Annotated in this window: 16 protein-coding genes; 12 read left to right on the forward strand and 4 right to left on the reverse strand. The window is 60.1% G+C overall.

The features are described 5' to 3' along the window. The first annotated feature begins 328 nt into the window (after positions 1 to 328). The 5 genes from HMPREF1494_RS02100 to HMPREF1494_RS02120 all read left to right on the forward strand — a co-directional run bounded on the left by HMPREF1494_RS02100 (position 329) and on the right by HMPREF1494_RS02120 (position 6657). A complete protein-coding gene (locus tag HMPREF1494_RS02100; RefSeq protein WP_034519046.1) occupies positions 329 to 2086 on the forward strand; it encodes a glycoside hydrolase family 13 protein in 1758 nt (585 codons plus the stop codon). A 28-nt stretch (positions 2087 to 2114) separates the two neighbouring features. Then, the gene (locus tag HMPREF1494_RS02105; RefSeq protein ID WP_034519050.1) at positions 2115 to 3395 is read left to right on the forward strand and encodes an MFS transporter; all 1281 of its coding nucleotides are present in this window, start codon (positions 2115 to 2117) and stop codon (positions 3393 to 3395) included. Between the two features lie 121 nt (positions 3396 to 3516). Further along, the gene (gene orn, locus HMPREF1494_RS02110) at positions 3517 to 4170 is read left to right on the forward strand and encodes an oligoribonuclease (RefSeq protein ID WP_003837043.1); all 654 of its coding nucleotides are present in this window, start codon (positions 3517 to 3519) and stop codon (positions 4168 to 4170) included. A gap of 85 nt (positions 4171 to 4255) precedes the next feature. After that, positions 4256 to 5149, forward strand: coding sequence for a Cof-type HAD-IIB family hydrolase (locus tag HMPREF1494_RS02115; RefSeq protein ID WP_034519209.1), 894 nt, complete (start codon positions 4256 to 4258; stop codon positions 5147 to 5149). Between the two features lie 101 nt (positions 5150 to 5250). Beyond that, complete coding sequence (locus HMPREF1494_RS02120) at positions 5251 to 6657, forward strand: PIF1 family DEAD/DEAH box helicase (RefSeq protein WP_003837039.1); 1407 nt, start codon at positions 5251 to 5253, stop codon at positions 6655 to 6657. A 19-nt stretch (positions 6658 to 6676) separates the two neighbouring features. Here the strand turns inward: HMPREF1494_RS02120 and HMPREF1494_RS02125 are convergent, their stop codons facing one another. Continuing rightward, positions 6677 to 7063: a hypothetical protein gene (locus tag HMPREF1494_RS02125; RefSeq protein WP_003837038.1), complete on the reverse strand. Its 387-nt coding sequence runs from the start codon at positions 7061 to 7063 to the stop codon at positions 6677 to 6679. Positions 7064 to 7213: 150 nt separating this feature from the next. Here HMPREF1494_RS02125 and HMPREF1494_RS02130 point away from each other — a divergent pair, with 150 nt between their 5' ends. Together HMPREF1494_RS02130 and HMPREF1494_RS02135 are read left to right on the forward strand one after the other, a co-directional pair. Next, positions 7214 to 9049 carry a proline--tRNA ligase gene (locus tag HMPREF1494_RS02130; RefSeq protein ID WP_003837037.1) on the forward strand — a complete coding sequence of 612 codons (1836 nt, stop codon included), beginning with the start codon at positions 7214 to 7216 and terminating at the stop codon, positions 9047 to 9049. Positions 9050 to 9455: 406 nt separating this feature from the next. Next, positions 9456 to 10118, forward strand: a complete 663-nt coding sequence (locus HMPREF1494_RS02135) for a single-stranded DNA-binding protein (RefSeq protein ID WP_231495292.1) — start codon at positions 9456 to 9458, stop codon at positions 10116 to 10118. A gap of 12 nt (positions 10119 to 10130) precedes the next feature. On the opposite strand, the gene HMPREF1494_RS02140 is transcribed toward HMPREF1494_RS02135, so the two are convergent. Beyond that, positions 10131 to 12212: a M13 family metallopeptidase gene (locus HMPREF1494_RS02140; RefSeq protein WP_034519060.1), complete on the reverse strand. Its 2082-nt coding sequence runs from the start codon at positions 12210 to 12212 to the stop codon at positions 10131 to 10133. A gap of 175 nt (positions 12213 to 12387) precedes the next feature. On the opposite strand from HMPREF1494_RS02140, the gene HMPREF1494_RS02145 reads away from it, so the two are divergent. The 3 genes from HMPREF1494_RS02145 to HMPREF1494_RS02155 all read left to right on the forward strand — a co-directional run bounded on the left by HMPREF1494_RS02145 (position 12388) and on the right by HMPREF1494_RS02155 (position 15385). Next, positions 12388 to 13137 carry an HdeD family acid-resistance protein gene (locus HMPREF1494_RS02145; RefSeq protein ID WP_034519064.1) on the forward strand — a complete coding sequence of 250 codons (750 nt, stop codon included), beginning with the start codon at positions 12388 to 12390 and terminating at the stop codon, positions 13135 to 13137. 38 nt (positions 13138 to 13175) lie between these two features. Next, on the forward strand, positions 13176 to 13952 hold the full coding sequence (gene map, locus HMPREF1494_RS02150) for a type I methionyl aminopeptidase (RefSeq protein ID WP_034519069.1): 777 nt from the start codon (positions 13176 to 13178) through the stop codon (positions 13950 to 13952). A 140-nt stretch (positions 13953 to 14092) separates the two neighbouring features. Beyond that, positions 14093 to 15385 (forward strand): citrate synthase, encoded by a 1293-nt coding sequence (locus HMPREF1494_RS02155; RefSeq protein WP_034519071.1) that lies wholly within the window; start codon positions 14093 to 14095, stop codon positions 15383 to 15385. A 20-nt stretch (positions 15386 to 15405) separates the two neighbouring features. On the opposite strand, the gene rlmH is transcribed toward HMPREF1494_RS02155, so the two are convergent. Both rlmH and dapD read right to left on the reverse strand, forming a co-directional pair. Further along, positions 15406 to 15885, reverse strand: coding sequence for a 23S rRNA (pseudouridine(1915)-N(3))-methyltransferase RlmH (gene rlmH / locus HMPREF1494_RS02160; RefSeq protein WP_003837023.1), 480 nt, complete (start codon positions 15883 to 15885; stop codon positions 15406 to 15408). Continuing rightward, complete coding sequence (dapD, locus tag HMPREF1494_RS02165) at positions 15882 to 16871, reverse strand: 2,3,4,5-tetrahydropyridine-2,6-dicarboxylate N-succinyltransferase (protein WP_034519076.1); 990 nt, start codon at positions 16869 to 16871, stop codon at positions 15882 to 15884. Before dapD ends, rlmH begins: the two co-directional genes overlap by 4 nt. A gap of 206 nt (positions 16872 to 17077) precedes the next feature. On the opposite strand from dapD, the gene HMPREF1494_RS11855 reads away from it, so the two are divergent. After that, positions 17078 to 17209 carry a hypothetical protein gene (locus HMPREF1494_RS11855; RefSeq protein WP_003837018.1) on the forward strand — a complete coding sequence of 44 codons (132 nt, stop codon included), beginning with the start codon at positions 17078 to 17080 and terminating at the stop codon, positions 17207 to 17209. A gap of 181 nt (positions 17210 to 17390) precedes the next feature. Next, positions 17391 to 18521 (forward strand): peptide chain release factor 2, encoded by a 1131-nt coding sequence (gene prfB, locus HMPREF1494_RS02170; protein WP_034519213.1) that lies wholly within the window; start codon positions 17391 to 17393, stop codon positions 18519 to 18521. Positions 18522 to 18533: the final 12 nt, after the last annotated feature.

The raw sequence follows: 18533 nt of genomic DNA on the forward strand, positions 1-18533 counted from the left end.
TTCTCCTTAAGTCGGGTTTTGCGATTCATATTTGCTTCGTTCGTCACCCTACCATATCACGACACGCCCATTTTGTAAAAACGCTTGCATGACTGCAAACACTGTAATTATTGCCTTTTCTGGCATACTTTGAAGATGGCTGGGGTTATGACTTGCAAAAATTTGCGCAAGCGCTATTATGAGATTAGTCAACCAATGCACAAACAACAATGTGGTTGCGAAGAATAGTCAAATAATTGCAAGGAAAATCAATGCTGCCTAGTAATGATGGGTGACATTGATTGCCGCTAAAAAGGTGTACAAACGCTTGCATGATAGGAGGAAAAAAATGACTGAAGTCACCGATCCCGCACTGTGGTGGAAGCAGGCCGTGGTCTATCAGGTCTACCCGCGTTCCTTCAAGGACTCCCGTGGCGAGGGACTCGGCCAGATCGCCGGTGTGACCGAAAAGATCGACTATCTGAAGGACCTTGGCGTCGACGCCATCTGGCTCAGTCCGTTCTATCCGTCCCAGCTGGCCGACGGTGGCTACGACGTGGACGATTACCGCAACGTCGACCCGAAGCTCGGAACCATGGATGATTTCGACGAACTCGCCAAGGCCGCACATGCACGAGACATCAAGGTCGTGGTCGACATCGTGCCGAATCACAGCTCCAATCTGCACGAATGGTTCAAGGCCGCCCTCGCAGCCGAACCGGGATCGCCGGAGCGTGACCGCTATATCTTCCGCGACGGCAAGGGGCCGAATGGCGATCAGCCACCGACCAACTGGGAGAACCATTTCGGCGGCCCGGCATGGACCCGCGTGCCCGACGGCCAGTGGTATCTGCATATGTTCACCAAGGAACAGCCTGACTGGAACTGGAACAATCGTGAGGTGCGCGACGATTTTCTCAGGACCTTGCGCTTCTGGCTCGATCACGGCGCCGATGGCTTCCGCGTGGACGTGGCGCACGGCTTGGCCAAGGATCTTGACCGCGATGACCTCGATGACTATGTGGTCTGGTGCACCAACGACCAGCCGGAGGACGGTTCCCATCCGGTAATCGATCGTGACGAAGTACATGACATCTATCACGAGTGGCGCAAGGTGTTCAACGAGTACAATCCTCCGGCGTTCGCCGTGGCCGAGGCCTGGGTGCGTCCGAGCCGACAGCATCTGTATGCCTCGCCGGACGATCTTGGCCAGATCTTCAACTTCGAATTCGCCAAGAAGGACTGGATCCGCGACGACATGCACCTGGCCATCGAGGAGGGGTTGGAGAGCGCGGAACGTTCCGGCTCCACCGCTACGTGGGTGATGAGCAACCATGATGTGATCCGTCATGCCACCCGTTACGCCCTGCCGCAGGTGCCGACCGGCGAATATCATCGTCTGGCGCTTGATTGGCTGCTGCGCGACGGCACCACGTTCGAAGAGAATCGCGAGCTCGGCACCAAACGCGCCCGCGCCGCGATCATGATGGAGATGGCGTTGCCCGGTTCCGCCTACGTGTATCAGGGCGAAGAGCTCGGCCTGTTCGAGGTGGCCGACATTCCGTGGGATGAACTGGAAGATCCGTCCGCATGGCGTACGTCCCGTTCCGCCAGCACCAAGGGCCGTGACGGCTGCCGTGTGCCGTTGCCGTGGGTCGCCGCGGACGCGCCGAAACTGGATGATCCAGACGATGAATTCGGTCACGACGGTTCCTTCGGATTCTCCCCGGCCGACGCCACTGCCGAACCGCATCTCCCGCAGCCGGCATGGTACAAGGATTTTGCGGTCGACGTGGAATCCGCCGATCCTGATTCCATGCTGAACCTGTACCGCCGCGTGCTGGCATTGCGCCATGACATGCAGACCACCGACCTGAGCGTCGAATGGCTGCCGGAAGACCGACCGGGCAAAGCGCATGACGGTGCCAATGGATTCCCCGGCGGCACCATCGCCTACAAGCGTGCCAATGGATGGGCCTCCATCACCAACTTCGGCGAAGAACCGGTCGCACTGCCGCAGGGCGATGTGCTGCTGGCCTCCGGACCGCTCACCGATGACGGCAGGCTGCCGCAAGATACCAGCGCCTGGCTGAAATTGGCCGACTAATCGCAAACATCGCGTAAAGGGGATAATCATGTCGAAAATCACTACGGTCGCATCCACCGTGCCGGTCGTAACGGAGGAAGGATCGGCGGATAATGCCAAGTGGCGTTTCACCGGAGGCTTTCTTGCCTTTTCGGTGCTGTCCGGCGCGGCCTTCTACATGACGATGTCGGTGCTGGTGCCGCAGCGCCTGCGTGACATCGGCATCGCCAACTCCACTGCGGTGCTTGGCACCATCAACGCGGTCGGCTCAATCGCTTCCATCTTCATTGCACTGTTCATCGGCGCGCTATCCGACCGCACCGCAACCCGTTGGGGCAGGCGTACGCCATGGATCTTCTGCGGCGCGTTCATCTACGGCGTCTGCTTCTGGGCGTTGAGCCGTCCGATCAGTGCCGTGATCATCGGCCTCGTCTACGTGCTGGCGTTGATCGGTCTGAACATGGTGCAAGCCCCGATTTACGCCCGTATCTCCGATCAGGTGGCTCCGATATCGCGTGCCACCGTGTCCGCCGCAATCGGCGCGGGCGGTGTGATCGGCCAGGGCATCGGTACGTTGGTCGGCTCCTCGCTGATCGAACATATGGAACTCGGCTTCATCTGCGCAGGCATGTGTGCGCTGGCCGCGGGCGTACTGTCCGTGGTGATCGCTCCACGCGAGCCTTCCAGTGAAAACATGCCGAAGAACACCGACGAGCCGCTGTGGAAGGTCGTGGCGGCGTCGCTCACCCCGCCGCTGAAGAATTGCGCCGACTTCTACCGTGCGTTCATTTGCCGCACCTGCCTGATCGTCGCCTACCAGATGGTGTTCAGCTATCAGCTGTACATCCTGCAGGATTACATCGGCCAAGACAAGCTGTCGGCGGCGGCTTCCATCCAGGTCATTTCCGTGATCACCATGATCGTGTCCATCATCGCGTCCCTGGTGGCAGGACCGATTGCAGACGCTCTGAACCGCCGCAAGGCGCCGATCATCGTGGCATGCACGTTCTTCGCCATCGGTTTGGCCATGCCGTGGATTTTCCCGACGCAACAGGGCATGTTCCTCTTCGGCGGCATCGCCAGCTTCGGCTATGGCATGTACCTGTCCGTCGACCAAGCGCTGAACGTCGATGTACTGCCGAACAAGGAAACCGCCGGCAAGGATCTCGGCTTCATGAACATCGCCACCTGTGCGGGGCAGGCCATCGGCGTGGCCATCACCTCCACGCTGGTGAGCGTGCTCGGCTCCTATACGGTGGTGTTCCCGGTGGCCATCGGCATGACCGCCATCGCCGCCATCAGCGTGCTGGGCATCAAACGCGTGCGCTGAACAACGAACCGGAGCGCACCGCATACCGCAGGGCGGGGAAGAATCTCCCTACCCTGCGGTATCTTCATATGTTCGGCTCCACGCAGCGGGCGCGGCCGCAAACATATGAAACGAGGCAACAATGGTAGATGCGCATGACGGCGAAACATACACCGCTGAAGGCTCGCGTCTGATCTGGATCGACTGCGAGATGACCGGCTTGGATATCTTCGGCGGCGACGAACTCGTCGAAGTGTCCGTAGTGCCGACCGACTTCGATCTGAACGTGCTTGACGAGGGCGTCGATTTCGTGATCAAGCCCAGCCAGAAGGCCGTGGATCATATGAACGACTTCGTGCGCAACATGCATACCCGCTCCGGCCTGATCAAGGAGTGGGAACACGGCCTTTCTCTCGACGAGGCGCAAGCCAAGGTCGTCGAATACGTCAAGCGATTCACGCCGGACGGCGTCAAGCCATTGCTGGCCGGCAACACCATCGGCTCCGACAAGAAGTTCCTCGACCATTACATGCCGGAACTCATGGAGCACCTACATTACCGCACCATCGACGTAAGCACGTTCAAGGAGCTTGCCCGTCGCTGGTATCCGGCCGTCTACCTCAACCGTCCTCCGAAGAACGGCGGTCACCGCGCGCTCGCCGACATCATTGAGTCCCTGGATGAACTGCGTTACTACCGCAAGGCGTTCATGGCGCCGACGCCGGGACCGGATGAGGCCGAGGCCAAGGCCATCGCCGACGATATCAAGGCCACCAGTCTGATCGGCGAGAACTGATCGATTCGGGCGCATGGAACGACGGCGGTCCATGCCGTCCGTGATGTTTTCCCGACAATCGAAGGCAATGCAGGAAAGGACCCTTATGAGCGCAGCCGACTGGACCACCATCGACCAGCCGCAGGATATCCGACTCGTGGTCGCCGATATGGACGGCACCTTGTTGGACGAACATGGCCGGATTCCCGAAGGCTTCTGGGACATGCTCGCCAGACTGCGTGCGCGCGGCGTCGAATTCGTGCCGGCTTCCGGCCGCCAGTACGCCACGCTGCGCAACATGTTCGCTTCGAAGGCGTCCGAAGTACTGGACGGGGGAGAGCTTTCCTATATCGCGGAGAACGGCAATGTCGTGGCGGTGGACGGCAAGGTCGTCGAAGTACATGGCGTCGATCTGGGCATCACGCGTCGCACCATCGACATGGTGAACGCCTCCGTGTCCGCCGGCGAATACGATATGGGTCTGGTGATCTGCGGTCTCAACACCGCATACGTGCAGCGTACCGATACGCCGTTCCTTGACGAGGTCGGCAAGTATTACGCGGCGTTGAAGATCGTCGATAACCTGCGCGAGGTGCTGGATTTCGCCGTCGAACCGGACGATTACGTTCCGGGCGAAGAAATCATCCTGAAGCTCGCGATTCTCGATTTCGGCAGTTCCGAGCAGATGACGAACAACAAGCTCGCTCATGTAAGGAACGATTACCAGGTGGTCGTCTCCGGGCAGCATTGGGTGGACATCATGAATCCGGCCACCGACAAGAAGCAGGGCGTCGAGGCGTTGCAGCGCGCGTTGGGCGTCACTCCCGCACAGACGGCGGTGTTCGGCGATTATCTTAACGACCTGCTGATGCTTGAGGCGGGTGACTGGTCGTTCGCCATGTCCAATGGCCATCCGGATCTGCGGGCGGCCGCACGTTATCTTGCGCCGTCGAACGCCAGTCGTGGTGTGCTCAAGGTTGTTGATAGGCTGATTGACTGACGGATGATTGCGCGCGGAGGCGCGATTGCCCGGTGACGGCCATGCGATTCGGTCGTAGCCGAGTGCGGGCGGTCACATGACGGAGGGGAAGGCGGTGCGATATGCGGCAGGAAGAGGCTCTTGCGATTCTGGGCACCGGCGCGAACGTCTTTCTGACCGGTGCGCCCGGTGCCGGTAAGACCTACGTGCTTAACGAATTCATACGTCAGGCGCGTGCGGATGGCGCCTCCGTGTCGGTCACCGCGTCGACCGGCATCGCGGCCACGCATATCAATGGAGTTACCATCCATTCATGGAGTGGCATAGGTCTTGCCAACGCGCTGTCCGATAAACTCGTCACCACCATTCGCATGCGACGCAAGCGCAAGCTGCAGGCGGCCGACATCCTCATCATCGACGAGGTTTCCATGTTGCATGCGTGGCTGTTCGACATGGTCGATCAGGTGTGCCGTATCATTCGCAAGGATTCGCGGCCGTTTGGCGGACTGCAGGTGGTGCTTTCCGGAGACTTCTTCCAGTTGCCGCCGGTGTCCGTTTCCGGGCGCGATCATGACCTGATCGTGCCCAGTCCGGAATTCGCGGCATCTCGTGAACGTTATGCGCGTGCCGGGCTCAATCCTGAGGGATTCGTCACCGAATCGTTGGTATGGCAGGAGTTGAGCCCTGTTGTCTGCTACCTGACCGAGCAGCATCGTCAAGATGACGGCAAACTGCTTGGCGTACTCACCGACATCCGGGAGGGTTGCGTCAGCGATGAGGATCGTGATCTTCTGTTGACCCGGCTGGGCCGTATGCCAGAGCCGAATCAACGGGCCGTGAATCTGTTTCCGGTCAACAGACAGGCCGATTCACTCAACGACATGCGTCTGTTCGCGATCAGGGAGGAACCGCACGAGTATGTCGCCGAATCCTCCGGCCCGGCAAATCTGGTGGAACGGCTCAAAAGGAACATGCTCGCGCCGGAACATCTGTTGCTCAAGACCGGAGCTGCCGTGATGGCGGTGCGTAACGATACCGACCGTCAGTTTGTGAACGGCTCCTTGGGCACGGTGCGTGGGTTTGCCTCTGATGCCAAAGGCGGCTGGCCGATCGTCGAGTTCGAGAACGGCAATATCGTGACCATGAAGCCGAACTGTTGGCAGATGCAGGACGGTGATACCGTGCTCGCCTGCGTGAATCAGGTGCCGTTGCGCTGCGCGTGGGCCATTACGATCCACAAGTCGCAGGGGATGACGCTCGACCGTGCGGTCATGGATCTGCGGCGCACTTTCGCGCCCGGCATGGGGTATGTGGCGTTGTCGCGGGTGGAGAATCTTGAGGGGTTATATCTGGCGGGCGTGAACGAGCGTATGTTCCTGGTCTCGCCGGATGCGGTGCGGCTTGACGGCGAGCTCAGGCTTGGTTCGGCGAATGCCAGCGATGCGCTTGCCAGATATGGCGCCTCTGCCTTCATGCCGTTGCCGTCGAGCGATGCGGACGACGAGTTCGCCCAGGATGCCCTGTTCTGATTCGCTTTGTGGCCCTTGGTCAGCCCATCGCCTGCAATGAGCGGGCGAGATCGGGGTCGAGCTCGACTTCCGTCTCGACGTCTTCCGGATCCGGATCCCAGCAGCTGACGATCACGCAGGCCAAGCCGATCAGCAGCCAGATGGGATTGTGCTGCAGGAACGTGAACCCGGGAATCGCACGTGTGACGACGAGCCATGCCATCATGCCGACCAGCGCAAGGACATTGAACAGTTTCTTCCATGGCAGTGAAATCAACACCACGCACAGCAGGGCCATGCTCAGGCCCACCCATGTATTGCCTTCCGACAGTACTTCCGGTGCGGCTGCGGCGAATACGAAATAGCAGATGATGCCGATCCAGCCGAGTTTGTTCCAAATCGAAATGTGCGCGGTAATGTGACGCATGACATGCCGTCCTCTCTCAACGTGCGCTGCTCAATCGTCAGTTTTCTGAGATTATATACAGGCCACATGACTTATTTATAATCCTATAAATAAGATGTTTTCCGAGTGTTCGTAGCGGTTACGTCGCCTTGCCTGAGTAACTTGGGGCGTATGACCAAAGCACTTCGTATGTCTACCATGTTCCTGCGTACCCTGCGCGAGGACCCTGCCGATGCCGACGTCGTGTCGGACAAGCTCCTGCAGCGCGCCTGCTACCTGCGCAAGGCCGCCCCGGGCATCTGGACCTGGCTGCCGCTGGGCCTGACCGTTCTGAACAAGATCGAGAACATCATCCGTGAGGAGATGGCCTCCATCGACGCCCAGGAGGTTCATTTCTCCGGCCTGCTGCCGCGCGAGCCGTATGAGGCCACCCACCGTTGGGAAGAATACGGCGACAACATCTTCCGATTGAAGGACCGTCATGAAGCCGACTATCTGCTGGCGCCGACCCATGAGGAAATGTTCACCCTGCTGGTCAAGGACCTGTATTCCTCGTACAAGGACCTGCCGGTGACCCTCTACCAGATCCAGACCAAGTACCGCGACGAATTCCGCCCGCGTGCCGGTCTGATCCGAGGCCGCGAATTCATCATGAAGGATGCCTATTCCTTCACCCTTGACAAGGAAGGCCTCGTCAAGGCCTATATGGACGAACGCGGTGCCTACGAACGCATCTTCGACCGCCTTGACCTGAAGTATGTGCCGGTGCATGCCATGGCCGGTCCGATGGGTGGCTTCGAATCAGAGGAATTCCTGGCTCCGATGGAGATCGGCGAGGACACTTTCGCGCAGTCTCCGTCCGGCAAGGCTTGGAACGTCGAGGCGTTGACCACTCCGGAGCCGGAAGCCATCGATTGCACCGACACCCCGGCCGCCGAGAAGCGTCCGACTCCGGATGCCGCCACCATCGACAAGATGGTCGAATTCGCCAATGCCAACCATCCGCGTTCCGATGGTCGTGCGTGGCAGGCCTCCGACATTCTGAAGAACGTGGTAATCGCCGTCATGCATCCGCAGGACGACAACCATGACGAACCGTGGCGCGAACTCGTGGTCGTAGGCGTGCCCGGCGATCGTTCGGTCGATATGAAGCGTCTCGAGGCTCAGTTCACCCCGGCCGAAATCGAAGAGGCCACCGAAGAGGATCTGAAGAAGCATCCGGAACTTGTCAAGGGCTATATCGGCCCGATGGCGCTCGGTCCGCAGGCCCGTGATGGCAAGAAGGCCGAAGCCGCCGAAGAGACCGGCGAAGCGCTGCGATACTTCGTGGATGCGCATATCGCCCGCGGTTCCGCGTGGTTCACCGGCGCCGACGAACATGAGGTTGACTATTATGACCTTGTCTACGGGCGTGACTTTGAGGCCGATGGCACCGTCGAGGCCGTTGAGGTGCGTCACGGCGATATGAGCCCGGACGGTTCCGGCCCGTTGAGCTTCGAGCGTGGCGTGGAAATCGGACAGGTGTTCCAGCTGGGCCTGAAATACTCCAACGCCCTTGGCTTGAAGGTGCTCGACCAGAACGGCAAGACCGTTCCGGTGTGGATGGGTTCCTATGGCATCGGTGTGTCCCGTGTGATGGCCTGCATCGCCGAAACCCACCATGACGACAAGGGTCTGGCTTGGCCGGCCGTCATCGCCCCGGCCCAGGTGCATGTGGTCGCTACCGGCAAGGATGCGGCAGCGTTCGAAGCCGCGGAACAGCTGATCGCCGAACTCGAGGCCAAGGGCATCGAGGTCATTTTCGATGACCGTAAGAAGGTCTCACCGGGTGTGAAGTTCAAGGATGCCGAGCTGATCGGCGTACCGCTGATCGCCGTCGCCGGCCGCGACACCGTGAACAATGGCACCATTGAAGTGCGCGATCGCAATGGCGAGAACGCCGAGGCGGTGCCGGTCGCCGATGCGGCGCAGGTGATTGCCGACCGCGTCGCAGCTCTGCTCCAATAGCGGCAAGCGCCACCCGTTGTTTTCCGAACGGGCGCAGCGAAGCCGAGGATTCTACGATATTGGGGATCCGAGGCCTTGTTGCGTCCGTTCATCATGACGGGCATTGTTTGTGTGGGGAGATCGAAGCACAGTCCATACACAACCGATTGTGGATGAGTGTGGATAGTGGGTGTCTTGTCCACCCATTGTCCACGACTCGCCCGGAGGTCTTTCAGTTATCCACATTCCCCATTCGACGTTGCGTCGGCCCGTCATCATCGGCAATAGTGGAATCACCGCGGAAACGCAAGGATGCGGGAAGTCGTACGGCGCTCCTCTCTCTCATACCCCTTTACCTGACCGTATGTGCTTCCGTACCGATTCGGTACTTTCCGCGGCCCACATCCGTTGGCAGAAAGGGCCGATTATGGCACAGCAACAAGGCTTACTCACCATCACCGGATATGTCGGCGCAAATCCGGTGCCATTCAACAGGGAGGGCATGCCTCATGCAAGCTCGTTCCGTCTGGCCAGCACCCGCCACTATTTCGACAATCGTGCGCAGCAATGGCGTAACCTGCCGACCACATGGATCACGGTGAAAGCGTATCGGACGTTGTCGGAAAACATCTGTCAATCATTCAAAAAGGGCGAGCCGGTCATAGTGACCGGTGTGCTTGCCACGGAGACGTGGAATGGCGAAAACGGGGAATCGCGGTCCCGCACGGTGCTTGAAGCCAGCAATGCGGGGCATGATCTCAATTATGGGGTCACCGCATTGCGTCGATTCGCCAAACCCAATGCGGCCAATGCCGAGTCGGCGACGCAGACGCCGGCGGCCCGATCCAATGCCGGAGTGCAGATCGGCGTCGATCCGTACACGAATCCGCAGGGTGCGACCGGTACGGCGGTTTCGCAACCGGTGGAGGTATTGCCTCACGATGAACCTGAACTACAATCGGCGGAGGTCGGCGCTGACGCACCGGGCGATTCTTCGGGATGGCCGGCGACTGACGTGCAGCCGGATGAATATGCGAAGGCCGCCGAATCCGTCAAGGAAGAAGGGGAATTCGGCGGCCAGGAGTTTTAGCGGCCTGTTCGTCTACCAGATGCGCACGCGCTGTTCGGGGGCAAGCCACATGCCGTTGTCCGCAGTCACGTCGAAAGCCTTGTAGAACAGGTCCACGTTGCGTGCGATGCCGTTCGTGCGACACTCGGCGGGGGAGTGCGGGTCGATCTGCAGATACTGCTCGGCCAGTTCGTCGCGGTTCTTGGTGCGCCAGATGGAGGCATAGCTCAGGAAGAAACGCTGCAAGCCGGTGAAGCCGTCGATTTCAGGCGCTCCGGCCAGAGAGGACTCAATGGCCTCCTCGGAACCGTCCTTTTCGCGGCCGGCAGCGTCATCAAGAGCGAATGCGTAGGCTTTCAGTGCGATGTTCACGCCGCTCAGATCGCCGATATTCTCACCGATGGTCAGTGCGCCGTTGACATGCGGGGCTTTGGACGGGTCATCGGAGTACTTCTCGGCGAGCTGTGTCGGCACGAACTCGTTGTACTGGCCGATGAGTTTGCGCGTCAATGCCTCGAAGTTGGCCTTGTCCTCTTCGGTCCACCAGTCGTTGAGCTTGCCGTCGCCGTCATACTGCGAACCCTGATCGTCGAAGCCATGGCCGATCTCGTGACCGATCACCGCGCCGATGCCGCCGTAATTCGCGGCGTCCTCGGCATCCGGGTTGAAGAACGGCGGCTGCAGAATGGCGGCGGGGAATACGATCACGTTCATGGTTGGCTCGTAGTAGGCGTTCACCGTCTGCGGGTTCATCAGCCATTCGTCCTTATCGACCGCCTTGCCGACCTTGGCCAGTTGGTAGCCCGTCTCATACAGGTTGGCCGCGTGCATGTTCTCGGCGAATCCGGCTTCCTCGCGAACGTCCAGTGCGGTGTAGTCGCGCCAATGGTTCGTGTAGCCGATCTTCGGCACGAACTTGGAAAGCTTCTCCAACGCCTTGGCCTTGGTCTGCTCGCCCAGCCAGGCGGAGTTGGAGATGGAGACGCGGTAGGCGTCGATGAGGTTGGCGACCAGCTGTTCCATGCGCCGCTTGGAGGATTCGGGGAAGTGACGTTTCACATACTCACGGCCGATGTCTTCGCCGCAGACGCTGTTGACGAGCGAAACACCGCGTTTCCAACGGTCGCGCTGCTGCTTCTGGCCGGAAAGCACCTTGCCGTAGAAGTCGAAGTTGGTGTCGTCGAACTCATGTGGCAGTTCCAACGTGGATCCGATGATCACATGGACGCGGGCCCACAGTTTGAGGTCATCCAGATCGGCGGCGGCCCAGAAGGCGTTGAGGCCTTTGACGAAGCTCGGTTCATGCACGATTGTGCGGGAGAAGCATCCTGCGAAATCAATCGGCTGCGTCGCGGCCGCGGTGGTGGTGTTGTACGCCTCCTGCCAGGACTCGATCCAGGCATCCAGGCCATAGTCGGCAAGCATGGTGCTCAGCTCGGCATGACCGGTGGGGTTATAGGTCTTCTGCGAATCACGGGTGGCGACATTGTCCCAGTGGTACGAGGCGATTGTCGTCTCGACTTCAAGGAGGCGTCTGGCTTGGGATTCGGCCTCATCGTCGGCTTCGACGAGTTTGGCGTTGGTGAGCTGCTTGGCCACCATCTTGACGTAGGCTTCGCGGATCGGTGCGTAATGATCCTCGCGATAGTAGGCCTCATCCGGCAATCCGAGACCGGCCTGTTCGATGTGGATGATGTTGGTCTCCGGGGCGCCGGGATCGCCATAGACGGCGATGCCGAATAGGTCCGGTCCGCCAATCGGGTTCATTGCGCCCAATGCGCGCACCAGCCCGGCCTTGTCGGTGGCTTCGTCGATGGCGTTGAGTTGGTCGGCGATGGCGGTGAGTCCGGAGGCATCGATGGCGTTCACGTCGAGGAAGCTCCTGAACAGCGTGCGTGACTTGACGGCCGGACAGTCATCGTCTTCGAGGATGTCGTGAATCTGGTTTTCGGCGTCCTCGGCAAGCTTGTCGAAGGAGCCGTAACGGGAGCGGTCGTCGGGGAGGCGGTACATGTCGATCCACGGGCCGTTGACATAGCGGAACAGATCTTGTGCCGGAGCGGTCACGGCGGAGAACGATGCCGGATCGATGCCGGAAGTCAAAGTGGTACTCATGGCTTCACACTATCCATATTTGGTGACAAAACGTTGTTATGCATGCCGGTGTTCCGGCTTGGCCGAACCCCCGATATCAGCCGACGGCAAAATAGACAGCTTGTCGAATAGTGTTGATGGTTAGAATTAGACAAGCTGTCTAAGATAGTGGCGGAACGTAAAGGAAGGAACGACCATGACCGATCCGAATATGCATGATCCGCAGGAACAGCCGGAATATGGCGCCTACGACCGGAGCCACTACGACCGGAATCGCGACGAGGCGCAGACGCCGCGCTATTTCGACAATCCTTATGGAAATCCTTATATGGCCGGCGGCAATCAGGGGCAGGATGGCTCCTGGCAGCCGGTGAGCCCGTTCAAGCTGGTGGAGGAATGGCTGCCGCAGCAGGCGAAGAACGCCATTCGCGGCGTCTACGGCGTACTCGGCGTCGTCGCCCTCATCCTTGGCCTGGCCCTGCTGATCTGGCCCGGTGCCACCTTGAAGGTGGCAGCCATCGCGTTGGGTGCCTATTTCGTGGTCTCCGGCGTGATTCGTATCGTCACCGCGGTCGTGGAACTCGGCCTGCCGGGAGGGTGGCGCGTGCTGGACATCCTCATCGGCGTGCTGCTGACCGTTGGTGGCGTGATCGTACTGAAGAACGCCGCGCTGTCTGGTGCCACGCTCGCCGTGCTCATCACCATGGTGGTCGGTCTCGGCTGGATGATGGAAGGCGTGATGGCGCTCGTCGAATCCTGGCGTATGCCAAGCTCCGGATGGGCCGTGGTCTATGCGCTGTTGTCGATCGTGGCCGGTTTCATCGTGCTGTTCTCCCCGGTGAGTTCCACCGCATGGCTCATCCTCTTCGGCGGTTGCGCCCTGATCGTGCTTGGCGTCGTCGCCATCGTCCGTGCCTTCACCTTCGGCAAGCCCCGTCGCAGGTAACGTCGCCGCTGTAGGGCGTGCGAAGTAGGGTTGGAAGCATGATTGAACTGAAAACTCCAAAAGAGATCGAAGCGATGAAGCCGGCCGGTCGTTTTGTCGGCGGAATCCTGCGCGACCTGAAGGAATTCACCAAAGTCGGCACCAACCTGCTTGAAATCGACGAATTCGTGCATAAGCGCATCGTCAACCGCAAGGGCGCCACGTCCTGCTACGTGGACTATGCCCCGGATTTCGGCACCGGTCCGTTCGCCCACTACATCTGCACTTCCGTGAACGACGCCGTGCTGCATGGCGTGCCGTTCGACTACAACCTGAAGGATGGCGACCTCATCAGCCTGGATCTCGCCATCAACGTGGACGGCTGGGTGGGTGATTCCGCCATCAGCTTCGTGGTCGGCGACCACAAGGATCCGGAGGACCTGCGCCTGATCAAGTGCACCGAAGAGGCGCTTGAGGCCGGTATCGCCGCCGCGCAGCCGGGCAACCGTCTTGGCGACATCTCCAGCACCGTCGGCGACGTGGCCCGTGAGTATGGCTATCCGATCAATCTGGAGTTCGGCGGTCATGGCGTGGGGCACATCATGCATGGCGACCCCCATGTGCCGAACGACGGTCGTGCGCATCACGGCTACAAGCTGCGTCCGGGTCTGGTCATCGCCATCGAGCCATGGTTCCTCAAGACCACCGATGAAATCTATCAGGATCCGAAGGACGGTTGGACCTTGAGGAGCGAGGATGGCTCACGTGGCGCGCACAGCGAGCACACCATCGCCATCACCGAAAATGGTCCGGTGATCCTCACCGTTCGCGACTAGTCGATTCGCAATGCAAAACCTCCCTCTGGCGAAGAGGGAGGTTTTGCATATGCGGCGGCTATTTTTGAGACGTAGGTTTGTCGCGAAACAAGCATGCCATATAGTGAACACTACTTTGAACGGTTAAGGAGCGTGCGAGTATGGCCACAGCCCATCTGAGTGTGGAATCAAAGGACTTCACCCTGCCGGTGGTCGAGGCCACGGCAGGCGCGGACGGCATCGTGGTATCCACGTTGCGCAACGATGGCTGGGTCACGCTCGATCCGGGCTTCCTGACCACTGCGCAGTGCGAATCGAAAATCACCTACATCGACGGCAAGAACTCGATTCTGCGATATCGAGGCTATCCCATCGAGCAGCTGTGCGAAAAATCCGATTTCCTTGAAGTCGCCTGGCTGCTGCGCCACGGTGAGTTACCCAACCAGGAACAGTACGACCGATTCATCTCCGACATCAACCACCGTACGATGGTAGGGGAGGACTTCCGCACGTTCATGGGCTCCTTCCCGCGCACCGCGCATCCTATGAGCGTAATGGCATCCGCCATCAATGCGCTTGCCACCTTCTATCCGGACACCACCGACATCACCGACTCCGACCAGCTCGACGAGGCGGCGACCATCATCATGGCGAAGGCCCGTACCATCGTGAGCTACATCTTCCGCCGTCGCCGTGACGAGCCGATGCTATACCCGGATTATTCACGCGGCTATGTCGATGACTTCCTGCGCATGTGCTTCGCCGTTCCGTACGAGCCGTTCGACTCCGATCCGCTGTATGTGCACGCGCTTGGCCGACTGCTCATCATCCATGCCGACCATGAGCAGAACTGCTCCACCTCGGTGGTACGCATCGCCGGTTCCGCACACGCCAATCTGTATTCCGCCGTCGCGGCCGGCATCAATGCGCTGTCGGGCCCATTGCACGGCGGTGCGAACGAGGCCGTGCTTCGCCAGCTCAAGGCCATCCGCGATTCCGGCAAGTCCGTCAAGGAATTCGTGGAGGATGCCAAGGCCAATGGTCAGCGCATCTCCGGCCTCGGCCATCGTGTGTACAAGTCGTACGATCCGCGCGCGGCCATCGCCAAGACGTATCTGCAGAAGATCATGGAGCGTGCCGATACCCTGAAGCTGCCGGCCGATGAACGCGCACTGTTCGACGTGGCCACCGAGCTGGAAGAGATCGCGCTGAACGACGAATACTTCATCACCCGTCACCTGTACCCGAACGTCGACTTCTACACCGGTCTGATCTACCGTGCGATCGGCTTCGATCCATCCATATTCACCACGCTGTTCGCGTTGGGCCGCATTCCGGGCTGGATCGCGCAATATCGCGAGATGCTTGCCGATCCGAACACCAAGATCGGCCGTCCTCGTCAGGTCTACACCGGCTACACCAAGCGCGACTACACCCCGATGGACAAGCGCTGACCGCCGGAATCGCGCCAAGACTACTTGTGGTAGGGCTCGCCGGCGTTGATTTTGTAGGCGCGGTAAATCTGTTCCAACAGGATGACGCGCATTAGCTGGTGCGGGAAGGTCATTCTGGAAAAGCTCAGCAGATAGTCGGCACGTTGGAGAATCGACGGGTCGAGGCCAAGCGAGCCGCCGATGATGAGCTGGATGTGACTGGTGCCATGCAATCCGAGGCCGTCGATTTTGGCGGCCAGCTCCTCACTGGTGAGCTGCTTGCCTTCGATGGCCAAGGCGATGACGAACGCATCGTCACGGATATACCTGGCGATGCGTTCGCCTTCCTTCGCCTTGATCTGGCGTTCCAAGCCCTCGCCCGCGTGCTCCGGCGTCTTCTCATCCGCCACCTCCACGATGTCGAGCTTGCAATACCGGCCCAGCCGTTTCGAATATTCCGCGATGGCGTCTCGAAGATACTTCTCCTTGACCTTGCCGACGGTGATAAGCGTTATTTTCAATTGTTGTGAAGCTTCTCGTTGAGTTCGATGCCGGTCTTGCGATACCGGGCCTCAATGCGGCCGGACACCGAGTTGCGGATGAACAGGATGTTGTCCTTGCCGGACAGATCCGCGCCCTTGACGGTCTCGAGCGGCTCTCCTGCGGCGACCTTGGCCTTGTCGTAGATGGTGACCTTCGTGCCGGCGGTCACGTACAAACCGGCTTCGACCACGCAGTTGTCGCCCAGGGAGATGCCGATGCCGGCGTTCGCGCCGAGCAGGGAGTGCTCGCCGATGGAATTCTTCAGCTTGCCGCCGCCCGACAGGGTGCCCATGATGGAGGCGCCGCCGCCGATATCGGAACCATTGCCGACCACAACACCCTGAGACACGCGGCCTTCGACCATGGAGACGCCGAGGGTGCCTGCGTTGAAGTTCACGAAACCGGCATGCATGACGGTGGTGCCCTCGGACAGGTGAGCGCCCAGACGCACGCGGTCGGCATCTCCGATGCGTACGCCGGTCGGCACGACATAGTCGACCATGCGGGGGAACTTGTCGATGGACAGTACGTTCACATCGGCCTTCGGCAGGCCCGGGGCGGCCTGGTTGGCAACATTCATCACGTCGAGTCTGCGCAAGGCGAAATCCTCGACCGCAAACGGACCGTAGTTGGTCCACACCACGTTGTTAAGCGCGCCGAAGATGCCATCGAGGTTCAGGCTGTTCGGCTGGGCCAGACGCATGCTCAGCAGATGCAGGCGCAGATAGGCGTCGGCGGCGTTCTCGATCGGCTCGTCGAGTTTGGAGATGGTGAACACCGGAATGCGACGCACCCCGCGGGCATCGGTGCCCTCATGGGCCAGATTGCCGAAGCCGTGGTTCGGGCGGGAGACTTCTTCGGGAGCTTCGCCGAGCTTGAGCTCCGGATACCATACGTCCAAGGTGTTGCCGGCGGCGTCCACGCTGGCCAGGCCCCAACCCCACGCAGTGCGCTGATTGGTCATTTGACTCTCCTTCAATGCGAATATTGCTTGTTCCGTTAGCAACATTAGCGTCAGGGGATGGCGTTGGGCGCCAAGATTCCATGTGTCGGGTGTCACCGGGCATGGCCCCTGCCCGGGGCGGTGCGCGCGGGCCCTCATCGGAAGAGGCGGGGCGTGACATCGGAAGAGGGGAGCAAAGTACGACGTGTTGCGTATACTTTGGCAACGTGAGTGACTATCAGAACAATCGTGAGCAGCGTGAACGCCGCCGTCGCACCGTAGTGCGTGCGGTGGGCATCATCATTGCCGCCGCGATGTTGCTGAGTGTGGTTATTCCTGCTATCTACGCAGGTCTTTGACGTCGTTAGGCCCGCATGGTCCGGAGCGGGTCTGCATTCCCCCAAGCGAGAACAGGTTCGCGGTTTCGCTGCAAGGGAAGTGCGTGCGGGCTCGCGGAAACACCGAAGGATTGTGCGAGAGCTGTAAGCGGCTCCCCGACAGATCAAGATAATCAACGTAAAGAAATGTATGGTGTACACGATGGCAGAATTTGATTATTCCCAGGCTATTGGCGAGGCACGCGCCAAGTATGAGTCCATTTCCAAGGCGCTTGACGTCGATCGCCTTACCGCCCAAGCCAAGGAGCTTGAGGTGCAGGCGGCCGAGCCGGGTCTGTGGGACGACCCTGAGAACGCCCAGAAGATTACCAGCAAGCTCTCCGCGGTGCAGTCGCAACTCAAGCGTCTCGCCTCCGCGAGCCAGCGCATCGACGATGTGGAGACTCTCGTCGAGCTCGGCCGCGAGGAGGAAGACGCCGACACCCTCGAAGAGGCGAAAAACGAGATCGAAGGCATTCGGCACGATCTGGACGATATGGAGATCCAGACCCTGCTCGACGGCGAATACGACGAACGTTCCGCCGTGGTGACGATTCGATCCGGCGCCGGCGGCGTCGACGCGGCCGACTTCGCGCAGATGCTGCTGCGCATGTATCTGCGTTGGGCCGAACGCAACGGATACAAGGCCAAGGTCATGGACACCTCCTATGCGGAAGAGGCGGGCATCAAGTCCGCCACCTTCCAGGTGGATGCTCCGTATGCCTACGGTCGTATGAGTGTGGAGGGCGGCACCCACCGTCTTGTGCGCATCTCCCCGTTCGACAACCAGGGCCGCCGACAGACCAGCTTCGCCGCCGTGGAAGTGGTGCCTCTGGTCGAGGCCACCGATCATATCGACGTGCCGGATTCCGAAATCCGCGTCGACACGTATTGCTCTTCCGGCCCGGGCGGCCAGGGCGTGAACACCACGTATTCCGCGGTGCGCATCACCCACATTCCGACCGGCATCGTCGTGACCATGCAGGACGAGCGTTCGCAGATTCAGAACCGCGCCGCCGCCATGGCCGTGCTGCAGTCCCGACTGCTGGTGCTGCGTCACGAAGAGGAAGCCAAGAAGAAGAAGGAACTCGCCGGCGACATCAAGGCCAGCTGGGGTGATCAGATGCGTTCCTACGTGCTGCACCCATACCAGATGGTCAAGGATCTGCGCACCGGCTACGAAACCTCCCAGACCCAGGCCGTGTTCGACGGCGACATCGACGCATTCATCGAGGCCGGCATCCGTTGGCGTCATGAACAGCGCCGTGCCGCGGCCGAAGAGGCAGAAGCGTAACGCAAAGGGGAA

This window comes from Bifidobacterium sp. MSTE12, from assembly GCF_000513015.1.
Classification (GTDB): domain Bacteria; phylum Actinomycetota; class Actinomycetes; order Actinomycetales; family Bifidobacteriaceae; genus Bifidobacterium; species Bifidobacterium dentium.

Excerpts from the sequence above, each read along its gene's own strand:
- HMPREF1494_RS02100 (WP_034519046.1), top strand. The coding sequence starts at position 329 with ATGACTGAAGTCACCGATCCCGCACTGTGGTGGAAGCAGGCCGTGGTC.
- HMPREF1494_RS02105 (WP_034519050.1), top strand. The coding sequence starts at position 2,115 with ATGTCGAAAATCACTACGGTCGCATCCACCGTGCCGGTCGTAACGGAG.
- orn (WP_003837043.1), top strand. The coding sequence starts at position 3,517 with ATGGTAGATGCGCATGACGGCGAAACATACACCGCTGAAGGCTCGCGT.
- HMPREF1494_RS02115 (WP_034519209.1), top strand. The coding sequence starts at position 4,256 with ATGAGCGCAGCCGACTGGACCACCATCGACCAGCCGCAGGATATCCGA.
- HMPREF1494_RS02120 (WP_003837039.1), top strand. The coding sequence starts at position 5,251 with ATGCGGCAGGAAGAGGCTCTTGCGATTCTGGGCACCGGCGCGAACGTC.
- HMPREF1494_RS02125 (WP_003837038.1), bottom strand. The coding sequence starts at position 7,063 with ATGCGTCACATTACCGCGCACATTTCGATTTGGAACAAACTCGGCTGG.
- HMPREF1494_RS02130 (WP_003837037.1), top strand. The coding sequence starts at position 7,214 with ATGACCAAAGCACTTCGTATGTCTACCATGTTCCTGCGTACCCTGCGC.
- HMPREF1494_RS02135 (WP_231495292.1), top strand. The coding sequence starts at position 9,456 with ATGGCACAGCAACAAGGCTTACTCACCATCACCGGATATGTCGGCGCA.
- HMPREF1494_RS02140 (WP_034519060.1), bottom strand. The coding sequence starts at position 12,212 with ATGAGTACCACTTTGACTTCCGGCATCGATCCGGCATCGTTCTCCGCC.
- HMPREF1494_RS02145 (WP_034519064.1), top strand. The coding sequence starts at position 12,388 with ATGACCGATCCGAATATGCATGATCCGCAGGAACAGCCGGAATATGGC.
- map (WP_034519069.1), top strand. The coding sequence starts at position 13,176 with ATGATTGAACTGAAAACTCCAAAAGAGATCGAAGCGATGAAGCCGGCC.
- HMPREF1494_RS02155 (WP_034519071.1), top strand. The coding sequence starts at position 14,093 with ATGGCCACAGCCCATCTGAGTGTGGAATCAAAGGACTTCACCCTGCCG.
- dapD (WP_034519076.1), bottom strand. The coding sequence starts at position 16,871 with ATGACCAATCAGCGCACTGCGTGGGGTTGGGGCCTGGCCAGCGTGGAC.
- prfB (WP_034519213.1), top strand. The coding sequence starts at position 17,391 with ATGGCAGAATTTGATTATTCCCAGGCTATTGGCGAGGCACGCGCCAAG.